At 65.4% G+C, this 2,449-nt stretch carries 2 protein-coding genes and 2 pseudogenes; all 4 read right to left on the bottom strand.

Going from position 1 to position 2,449, the window contains the following annotated elements; genetic code table 11:
- Positions 1-912: pseudogene (locus SMA5143A_RS44950) on the bottom strand (IS3 family transposase); the annotation flags it as partial.
- 279 nt (positions 913-1,191) lie between these two features.
- Entirely contained in the window at positions 1,192-1,419 is a 228-nt protein-coding gene (locus SMA5143A_RS42035) for an acyl carrier protein (RefSeq protein WP_107468039.1), read from the bottom strand.
- Between the two features lie 350 nt (positions 1,420-1,769).
- Positions 1,770-2,018 carry a hypothetical protein gene (locus SMA5143A_RS42030; RefSeq protein WP_258194075.1) on the bottom strand — a complete coding sequence of 83 codons (249 nt, stop codon included), beginning with the start codon at positions 2,016-2,018 and terminating at the stop codon, positions 1,770-1,772.
- A pseudogene (locus SMA5143A_RS43415) lies at positions 2,015-2,449 on the bottom strand (class I SAM-dependent methyltransferase); the annotation flags it as partial. The gene SMA5143A_RS42030 and the pseudogene SMA5143A_RS43415, both read right to left, overlap by 4 nt.

Genomic DNA, 2,449 nt, shown 5'->3' with positions numbered 1-2,449 from the left:
TAAGCCCCGGCCCGGCGGGAGTTCCGGCGCGGTCGCGGCGCCACAGGGCCATGTCGAGGGCGTCGAGGACGCGCTTGGCCCGCTTGTTCGTGGCCGCGGACCAGCCGACGACCGCCCGGGAGAAGACGTCCACGACGAATGCGACGTAGACGATCCCCGCCCAGGTGGCCACGTAGGTGAAGTCGGCGACCCACCTCTCGTTCGGCCGGGACGCGGTGAAGTCGCGTTGCAGCAGGTCAGCCGCCCGTTCATGCCCGTCGTCGCGCAGGGTGGTTCGGATCTTCCTGCCACGACGGGCGCCTTCGAGGCCGAGCTCGCGCATCAGCCGGGCGACCGTGCAGCGGGCCGCTGCTATGCCCTCGCGATGAAGCTGCCGCCATACCTTCCGGACTCCGTAGACGCCGTAGTTGTCGGCGTGGACCCGGCTGATGTGCGCCTTCAGCTCCTCATCCCGCACCGTGCGGGCGCTGGGAGCTCGGTTCTTGGCGGCGTAGTAGGTGCTCGTTGCGATCTTCAGTCCGTGGTCGGAGAGCACACGGCAGATCGGCTCGACTCCGAACACCTGACGGTGTGCGTCGATGAACGCTACGAGCGCTTTGACGCCCGGTCGAGCTCGGCCGCGAAGAAAGCCGACGCCGCCTTCAAGATCTCATTCGCCCGCCGCAGTTCGGCGTTCTCCGCCCGCAGGCGCTTGATCTCCGCAGCCTCCTCGGACGTGGTGCCGGGCCGCTGGCCCGCGTCCACCTCGGTCTTGCGGACCCAGGTCCGCACCGTCTCGGCCGCACCGATGCCCAGCTTCACCGCGACCGCCTTCATCGCGGCCCACTCGGTCGGGTAGTTCGGTCGGATCTCCGCAACCATGCGCACCGCACGCTCGCGAAGCTCAGCGGGGTAAGGGGACGGACGTGCCATGACTCGATCCTCTCAGGGAATCGAGCCTCCATCAGACCTGGAGCGGTCCAAGATCACGCGATCGAGTCCTCCGAGTCGAACCCACACTCAAGATGATCGGTACGGCAACGGCTTCTTGGACAAGATGCCGCCGGCGACTTAGCAAACAGGCACTGAACTCGGTAACAGCATGTCAACGGCCACTAGTCTGGAATGGGAGCTTTGTATAAGTGTTCGGGGAACAGTCACTGTGACCATTCCCCGGCTCTGTGACGGTTGGCACGCGCACCGCCGCTGGCCTCAGCGGCACTGCCATGTGATGTGGTTAATGCCGTCCTGGACGGTGGCGAACTCGGCGAACTCGGGAAGGGAGATTTCGAACTCATCCTCCAAGGCCACGAACAGCTTCACACTGGCTACCTCGTCCGTCACGAGGTGCCCGTCCAACAACGTGCGGTTGTTGATCTCCTCCTCGACGCCCAACTCCCGGATGATGATCTTCTTCACCCGCTCATCGATGGTGCTCATGCAGGCCTCTCCTTGATGGATCCGGAACACCGATCGATGTGATCGGTCCAAGTGGTCATTACGGGCCACGCTCATAGCGGATGGGCGACACACACGGAAGACCCCTCTGAACCGAGCACACCGCGCGCCATCGGATTGCTGTCGCGGCCTCAGCAGGGCGTAGGGAGCCCCGCGTGAGGGGCGACGGTTCGGTTAGGTGGCTGTACCGACGGCGGACCGGGTTCAGAAGCAGGCACTCAAGCAGCACCGGGCCGTCGTCACCCGCTACGATAAGCGCGGCTAAGTCTTCCTCGGCACCGCGATTGCCGCGGGTGTCGTGATCTGGCTGCGGACCTGACAGCCATGTTTCCTCAAAACCCGGCATTCGCCGGGCGTTGGTGCCCGCACGGTGCGGGGTTGCCCTTCTTGTCGAAGACTTCGGAGCTGTTAGCAGAGTTCACCCACACTGTGATGCCCTGCGCATGGACTACCACGTTGAAGGGCGACTCTTCCGGACCCGTCTCGGTCACCACGGAAAACTCCTCACCAGGACGCATCCAATGGTCGGTTCCCCACGGCTCGACCCAAAGGCAGAGCATGCTGTCCGTCTCGTTGCTCACGCTCGTCTGCGACACATTCGCACCCTAACGACCAGCATGATCGACCGGACAGATCCCAGGAGGTCCTCCCACAGCTGAGGGGTGAGGACCCACATACGCACGAGGTGGTCGTCGGTGGTGCCGGGCAGTCGCAGGATCTCGGGCTGCGGGCCGCCTCGGCCGACGGCCCGGCGTCGTTCGAGTTGGTGTGCAGCACGGAGACGAGCAGCCGTCCGTCCGGTTTGAGGGCGTTGGTCAGGAGGCAGCAGCCGGTGGGGGTTCAGGTACGGCAGGGAGCCGACGGAGTAGATGAGGTCGTACGGGTCGGTGTCCCGCAGGTGGGCCACGGCGTCGACGCACACTAGGTGCAGGGGGGTGTCCGGGTAGCGAGTGACGGCGCGCTGGTGCTGGTCGGGGGAGGCGTCCACTGCGGTGACGTCGGCGGCCAGGGT

It is taken from the genome of Streptomyces sp. MA5143a (genome assembly GCF_900290235.1).
Taxonomy (GTDB): Bacteria; Actinomycetota; Actinomycetes; order Streptomycetales; family Streptomycetaceae; genus Streptomyces.
Note: the sequence above shows the minus strand (reverse complement) of the source record. Positions and strands in the feature narration are given on the sequence as shown.